At 52.5% G+C, this 7636-nt stretch carries 3 protein-coding genes and 1 pseudogene; 1 reads left to right on the forward strand and 3 read right to left on the reverse strand.

Features of this window, described 5'->3' with window-relative positions; genetic code table 11:
* Positions 1 to 72 precede the first annotated feature (72 nt).
* The 3 genes from X474_RS24895 to X474_RS24905 form a co-directional block, all read right to left on the reverse strand.
* Positions 73 to 3651: a hypothetical protein gene (locus X474_RS24895; protein WP_156360929.1), complete on the reverse strand. Its 3579-nt coding sequence runs from the start codon at positions 3649 to 3651 to the stop codon at positions 73 to 75.
* 7 nt (positions 3652 to 3658) lie between these two features.
* The gene (locus X474_RS24900; protein WP_044352792.1) at positions 3659 to 4558 is read right to left on the reverse strand and encodes an ABC transporter ATP-binding protein; all 900 of its coding nucleotides are present in this window, start codon (positions 4556 to 4558) and stop codon (positions 3659 to 3661) included.
* A 204-nt stretch (positions 4559 to 4762) separates the two neighbouring features.
* Positions 4763 to 5764: a helix-turn-helix transcriptional regulator gene (locus tag X474_RS24905; RefSeq protein WP_197282270.1), complete on the reverse strand. Its 1002-nt coding sequence runs from the start codon at positions 5762 to 5764 to the stop codon at positions 4763 to 4765.
* A gap of 871 nt (positions 5765 to 6635) precedes the next feature.
* Here X474_RS24905 and X474_RS27550 point away from each other — a divergent pair.
* A pseudogene (locus tag X474_RS27550) lies at positions 6636 to 7541 on the forward strand (Fic family protein); the annotation flags it as partial.
* Between the last annotated feature and the right edge of the window lie 95 nt (positions 7542 to 7636).

A 7636-nucleotide genomic window follows, 5' to 3' on the forward strand; every position in this document is an offset into this window, starting at 1 on the left:
GACAACTCCCCTCTACTACGGAATAAATAAATTCAACCCCTAAGCGTTGAAAGCTGAGGATTGCGCAAAATTTTATATTTTCTTGAAGCAGGTTGTTCTGCTTCCCAGCAAGTGCCAATAATTCGGATCAAGGATCACCGCCGAGGGCCTAAAGGAGCAATCCAAGCTATAAACATGCTCACCAGACCGCACCATGATCTTCTTGACGGTCTTAATTTTTCCGGATTCATCCAGCAGCCCCACCTCAAGCGGCGTAGAAAAAGGCACTTCCCCGGCCCAGCTCTTTCCGCCATATTCCTGCCTGGCGGCCAGGATGGTGAGGGCAAGCTTCCGATCCTTGGCTTGAACCTCACGGAGAGACAGCTTGTACTGAACGCGTTTTTCAAACCAGTCCCGGGCAAAGGGGTGCAGATCGGCGGGAAGAAAGGACTTAAGGCCTTTATAAAAATCAGCGGAAGTTAGAAAACCATGCTTATTACCGGCCTGGGCTATCCACTTGGCCAGCCAATGGTCAAAGGTTTTCACCCCGCTTCGTTGGGTCAGGGCGTACAAGGCAGGCCCCCCTTTATGCCGGGAAAGATAAGACGCCCTGTCCACCAGGAGCAGGGGCTTTTCCTCTATGCCCTCCTCGCCCCTGCCTTTTTCATAATCTTTGTAGGCGAGGTTTAGCCATTTACGGGTTTGTTCACGCCCCAAAAACTCATCCATGAACCGGAACGCGTAATACCTGGCCATGGATTCGGTCAAAAATTGCGCGCCCTGCACGTCCGCCACTTTCAAGGAGGCGAGGATCCATTGCCGGGCAAGCTGTTCCGCCACAATCAGGTAAATATATTCTCCGTCTTCTTTCTTCTTTATCTCTGCCGTCCAGCCCCGGCTTTCCGAAATGGCGGTTACATTGGCATAGGAAACAAAGTCGTCATCATAGAAAGGCTTTTCAACCACCTGTAGCTGGCTGTAGGGATATGGCCCCAACTCCCTGGTGAGCCAGGGGACAATCTTTTCCACGGCATCTTTAAAAACAGACAGGTTGTATGTATGGCAAGGGGAATGGAACAGCCGGCAGCACACTCCCCGGCACTCGAACTCTTTGGCCATAAGACGCGCGGAAATGATCTTGAAATCCATTGCCCCAGGACGTTGCGAGCAGAATCGGGCGTAGCTGCGCCCCCCCTCTTGCCAAGTCCTTATTCTTTTCCCCGGCCCCACAATGCTTTGATCCCCATCGGTAGAGATCACCATGTTCCAGGTCAAGGCATCCGATTGGAGAGATTCGAAACGATTGCCCCTGGAAAAGGCGTTGTTTGCCTTGTCCATGCGGGAATCCAGCAAGGCGAGCCCCTGCCGCAGCCTCTCTTTATTGTTGGTGAGTTCACGGGAACGGTCATAGCCGAAAAGAGGCAGAAAATCAGTGCCCAGAACGGTTCCGTTATAGGTTAGGTCTCCCTGATACTCCGATTGGTGGAACCCCTTATAGGCCAGGTTTGCCTTGACAGTCAGGCCCATTTTTTCGCCTGGGCCCAAAGCGGGCTGCAAGCGATAGACGGCATGCCTGAGGCGCTGGTCGTCTTCAGCCTTTTCAAGGTCATGATCTGAGGCGGCTAACTTTCTCAGTATCAATTTTTTGTCCCAGTCCACATGCAGGGCATCAATAGCCTCGGCTGTTTTGTTCTCCAAAACCAGTCGGGCCGTATAGTTTGCCTCTCTTTTTTTGGGGAAAAGGTTCAAGACCAGATCCATATCCGTAATCTTGGGCCGGGGCGCTTCTTTGTATTGGGAATATTTTTTCTCGTAGGCCGCGGATTCGGCCTCCTTTTGCGCATCTGTCTGATACCCGGCCTTGACGACCAGGTTTTCATGGATGCCGTACTGAAAGTAGCCAAACAGAAACAGGCAGCAGATCATGGAAGCCGCCAAAGCCCGACCGCCGGACGTGCGCAAGGTCTGTTTCAGCACCTGCCAGCGCTCCTTAACGGTTCTATTCACCCCGCGATTCCACAACAGTAGGGTGAAGATGCAGAAAAAAGCGGCCAAGGCTGTCCAGGCTCCTGCGTACCAACCAAGGCCCGCATCCAGCACTCCATATCCGTTCATCTCCGAATAGTTGTACTTTTCCGGTCCGAAAACGCCTGGAACAAAAGGGAAGCCAAAACGCAACTGCTCGATCAATTTAAAATCAACGGACATGGAGATAAAAATAAACAGGGCAATGGAAACAATATGCCCATGCAACCGGCTGCTAAAAAAAGCCCCGCAAAAAAACGCCAAGCTGATGATATGCAAACAAGTGAGCCAGCCAAACCGCGGTCCGTATAAATCCCGGAGATACAATCCCCATTCAATATCGGTGAATCCCATTACCCATTGAGAGAGGACCCCCGCCACAAAAATCAGGGAAAGAATAAGAAAGGCAACGCCCGCCATGGCCAACAAGCGAGACAACACAAAGACCCAGGAAGGGGTGGGCATGGCATCGACGATCTGCCATACACCGGCGGTGCGGTCCTTGAATAAAAGCTCCCCGGAAAGAATCAGCAAGATGAGGCTGATCACCACCAGCATGGGAATCCTGATATAGGTCATGACCGAAGTTAACGGCAGGTGGGAAGTGGTCAGATAATAGGCGGACGTCCAGAAAAAATTATAACCCAAAAACATCAGGAAGAGTGTCGCCGTGATGCCCAGAAAGATGGGAGAGCCCAAAATGTTTTTCATATCGCTTGCGGTCAATTGCAGAGACTTGACCAGGTGGGACGCAAACCCTTGTTTCATAGCCGGGGAAACAGGTTGCCCGGCCTGCGAAAAGGAGTTGACCGCGTTTTCTTTCCCAGGGCTCTTTTTAACAAAGCGGGCTGTAAAAGTTTTGAAATTATATTTCAGAAGCGCCGTCACAAACAAAAACAAAGACATTGCGCCCCAAATCAAGCGGTTCAGCAGCAGGGTGGGTGTAACGGGCAGATAAGCGGAATTGAGTTCCAACACATCCATTTTGTCGGTTATGCTCTCCACCGAGCAATATCCAAAAGGATCAAGCAACTCGATTATCAGGGGATAGAGGGAATCTTTTCGGGCGGAAGTCGAAAGCAGAAACAATATGCAAATCAACAGAACACCCAGGTAGGCGGCAGCCGCTTTGCGGAACATCACTACCAGAAAAACGGCAAAGGTGACCAGGAAAACAAGATTCGGAACTGTGAAAAGAAAAAATCCATGCACCATCTGGCCCACAGGCACGGGGCCAAACTGCTCCGGGGAGCCGATCCCAAGAAAGGGGAAAAGCAATATTCCTAGCGGATAGCCCAGAACCACCGCGAAATTGGCCAGCATGACCCCGATATACTTCCCCAAAAAATATTTTTTTTCATGGATTATGGCGGGGTAAATGATATTGGCCGCACCGGACTCCAAATCCCTTGCCAAGGCCCCGGCAGAGATAATAGCGGTGATGGCGAACAGGATAATCCCCATAACCGCCAAGTTCCTATAAATAACGGCCGGTGCGTTGAGATGAATGCTGTTGTTGGCAAACAGGTCATTGACGCCGATCATGTACCAGACACCTTGAAAGACCAGCAGAAAAAAGAAGAGAATGGTGTGGATTTTTTTGCAGTGGTAGCGCAGTTCAAAACGGGCAATAAAACTCAGCATCATCCACCGCCTATGCGTTCAGGGGAGTTTTTGACAGGTTGGCGCACCCCCCGATGACCGCGAAATAGGCGTCTTCCATATCGGGGAGCTTGGGCTCAAAGGATGCATCCGGTGCCGTATCGCTGAACGCATGGATGCGCGTTTTGCCCTGCTTTATATGAACGGCGATTACAGGAAACATTTCTTTACAGGCGCTTAGCCCGCTTCGATCAACTTCCTTGACCCATAATTTTCCTTCCACCGCTTTGATGATCTTTTGGGGGGTGTCATGAACCAGAACCTCACCGCCGCCGATGATTGCCATGTCCGAACACAACGAAGTGACATCTTCCACAATATGGGTGGAAAGAATGACTATCGCCTCTTCTCCCAACTCACTCAGGATATTGTAGAACCGGGTTCTTTCTTCCGGGTCCAATCCGGCCGTGGGTTCGTCCACGATTATCAGCTCCGGCTTCCCGACCAGGGCCTGGGCAATGCCGAAACGCTGCTTCATGCCGCCTGAATAGCTGTTAAGGCTTTTTTTACGCACTGCGTAGAGATTCACCCTGTCCAGTAAATATTCCACCAGCGCCTTGCGCTCCGCCCTTTTCGAAACCCCCTTGATCAGGGCGATATAATCCAGCATTTCCTCCGCGGACATGGAGTCGTACACGCCAAATTCCTGGGGCAGGTACCCCAGGGTCTGCCGAATTTTACCCGGCTCCTTGAACACATCGGTGTCTCCCAGGAAAACCTCTCCCTTATCCGCGTCCTGCAAGGTGGCCAGGGTGCGCATCAAAGTGGATTTCCCGGCCCCGTTCTGTCCCAGGAGACCGAACATGCCTTTGCCAATGGTCAGGTTGACATTTTTTAAGGCTTGAACCCCATTGGCGTAAGTCTTTGACAAGTTTTGAATGGTCAGTTTCATTAGTGGCCCCTTAAATTGTTTGTAGGAGTCTCATTTAAACGGGCGCAGTTCAGAGATCAAGTCAGGGAAAGGACAAAGACTGAATTCGAATACCAAAAGACCGGATTCGAATAACGGCGTGAAGGATTATGGATATTTCATGAAAAATGATCCGGGCCAGGCATGAAGGGCTCAGCCTTTTCCCCGGCACTGCGTTGAGGGGAATCAGTAACTGGTGCGCCCGGTCTTGTGGCGCCCGGGGGTAACCCCGAAAACCCTTCTATAGCAGATGATGAAGTGACTGACGTTGGTATAGCCCACATTGGAGGCTGCCTGGGTGACATCCAGGCTGCGGCTGGTCAGAAGTTCCCTGGCGCGGGTCATGCGCTGATGCATGAGAAACTGAAGTGGTGGCAGGTCAAAGACTTCCTTAAACCCCCGCCTCAGCTTGGATTCGTTGACTCCGACCTGGCCGGCCAAGGTGGAAATGGTGGGCGGATCAGCCATTTTCTCAATCAGGATCTCGGCAGCGGCCCTGATGCGCTCCTCATCCGGCCGATTCAGGCATGGCCTGTTCAAAAGGCGGTCACGCGTCAGGCGGTCGGTCTGCATGGCCAGGAGCTCCAAGGCGCAGCTTTCCAAATGCAGCCGCGCCGCGGAGCCCTGATAGCGGGAGCTGAAGGCCTCGGCCGTCACCTGATGCATTTCCGGAGTCATGGGCAGGGTCAGGAGTCGATTTCGTTTACGCAGAATTCTGTGGCATTCTTCGGGAATCGCGGCCATTTCCTTACCCCAGTAGTCTGCCAGGAGATCCGGATGCAAGAGGATGCTCACCGAGTTGGAGACCTCGTCGGACAGATAGTGACTATGACCGCTTGACTGATCCAGACACATAAGGGCATTGACGCCGCGCTGGTTGAGAAAAGATGCGGGCCGCCTGCTCCCGCAGCCATTGAAATTGATATCCACCTTTCCGCTCAGACAAAAAGAAAAGGTTAAAGGCATGTTCTGAAGGTCAAATGAGTAAGAGGGCATGAAGCCGGGGTTGGTTCGAGTTGCAAGTATGTGAAAGCCCGGCTTGACGGTGACAAACTGAATCGAGCCCGCTTCTCCCACCATGTTGCCCGCGTCGTCGAAGCGGAGGCGCCTTTCCAGATCATGCCCCTTGTCGGCCGAATAGGAAAAAGTGAATGAGCCGAATTTCCCAGGCAAGACCGATGGTCTCATGTTTTCTTCATGTAATGGTGTGCAGCTGGCCATATCTGATTTGCAATTGATATCTTCCAATGGGGCGTAATTGCCGGGCCGATCTGGTGGGATGACGCTGTTGCCCATAAGTAGTTGCACTCCTTAACAACGCCCAGGCGCTTTTCCCACTTTAATGAGTTCTACTACCCTGCCAGATGCCTGCCTGGCCCGGCGGGGCCCGGCAGGCTCAATTGTATATAATTTATAATATAGTTTGATTCAATATACAACTTTTACTGCATTATAAATAAATTAGGATTAAATAATTAACCGATGCGAGGAAACAGCTCCGAATTGCCCTGTGGGAAACCCGAATGCAATTGAAAATTTCAACCAGTTGAGATTAACTACGGACAAGGCTTCGGCTTTTCACCAAAAGAATTGGATCCCGCAAGGTTACGGTCTGTTTGCCGGGCTGTAATTCTCTGGATTCAGGCCGCCTCTTGGTATGGGTTCCGATATTTTCATTTCGCTGGGCAGACGACCACGCATACAGCACGAGCCCGCACCGCGATGGCAAAAAGTATTCCCCCTGGAATTCACCGGCAAAATCTGTCTACCAAGCATCCCCAAAAAACAAGGCCCGGCGGCCCGCCAGGGAAGATTCCAAATTCCGAGATCCGGATTCATAATCCGCATTTTATCTGGAACAGTTCGCGATTGGATAATCACCTGCGGGGGGTTATTAATTCTAAGCTGCCTGGGAGGCAGTTCACCGGTTAGTCGCCACCGGAATGGCCAATAAGAGGGATTCACCACTATCCTATTCAACTTGGCGAATTAAAGATTTCGCGCTGTTCTTTAATTTCAACTGGTCAAATTAAAGAACCTTTAAATCGGGGAGGGTTGAGTGCAGCGGAATATACAAGGCCGTTACCACACTATCTCTACCGTGGGCAATGAGATTTGCCGAGCCTATCTGCCCAATCCTCTGCCCCCGGAACCGCAGTTACATATGGGGCCGGGCTTGCAGGAGGCCATGGGCCAATGCCTGTTTGCCCTTGGCAGGCTGAGCAGCCTCTCCACCCTGTTGCCCTCCACCGGGCTCTTCATTTACATGTGCGTACGCAAGGAGGCGGTGCTCTCCTCCCAGATCGAGGGGACCCAATCCTCGCTATCCTATCTGCTGCTCTATGAAAACGATGAATAGCCAGGGGTCCCCCTGGACGACGTGCGGGAGGTGTCCAATTACGTGGACGCACTTGATCATGGGCTGGCCCGGCTCAAAGAGGACTTTCCCCTGTCCTTGCGGCTGATCAAGGAAATACACCAGGTCCTGCTCCATCGTGCGGGGGGGAGCGACAAGCAGCCGGAAGAATTCCGCCGCAGCCAAAATTGGATAGGCGGTGACCGCCCCGGCAGAGCGGTCTTCGTGCCGCCGCCTCCAGAGCAAGTCATGGGCTGTATGGGGGAGCTGGAAAATTTTCTGCACGATAAGCCCCAACGCATGCCGGTATTGGTCAAGGCAGCCCTGGCGCATGTGCAGTTCGAGACCATCCACCCCTTCCTGGACGGCAACGGCAGGGTGGGACGCCTTCTTATCGCTCTCTTGCTGTGCGAGGAAGGGGTGCTGAACGAGCCCCTTCTCTACTTGAGCCTCTACCTGAAGGCCCACCGGCAACGCTACTATGATCTGCTGCAAAAGGTGCGGCTGGAGGGTGACTGGGAGGCCTGGCTGGAGTTTTTCCTGGCCGGTGTGAGGGAGACAGCTGCCTCTGCGGTGGATACGGCCAAGCGCCTGGCCGATATGTTCAACGCCCATTAGAGGGCTATCCAGGAGGCCACCCAGGCGCCAGGCTCTGCGGTGCGGGTGCTGTTGGCTCTGCAAAAAAAGGTAGTGTCAATAATCTT

The sequence above is a fragment of the Dethiosulfatarculus sandiegensis genome (genome assembly GCF_000931935.2).
Taxonomy (GTDB): Bacteria; Desulfobacterota; Desulfarculia; order Desulfarculales; family Desulfarculaceae; genus Dethiosulfatarculus; species Dethiosulfatarculus sandiegensis.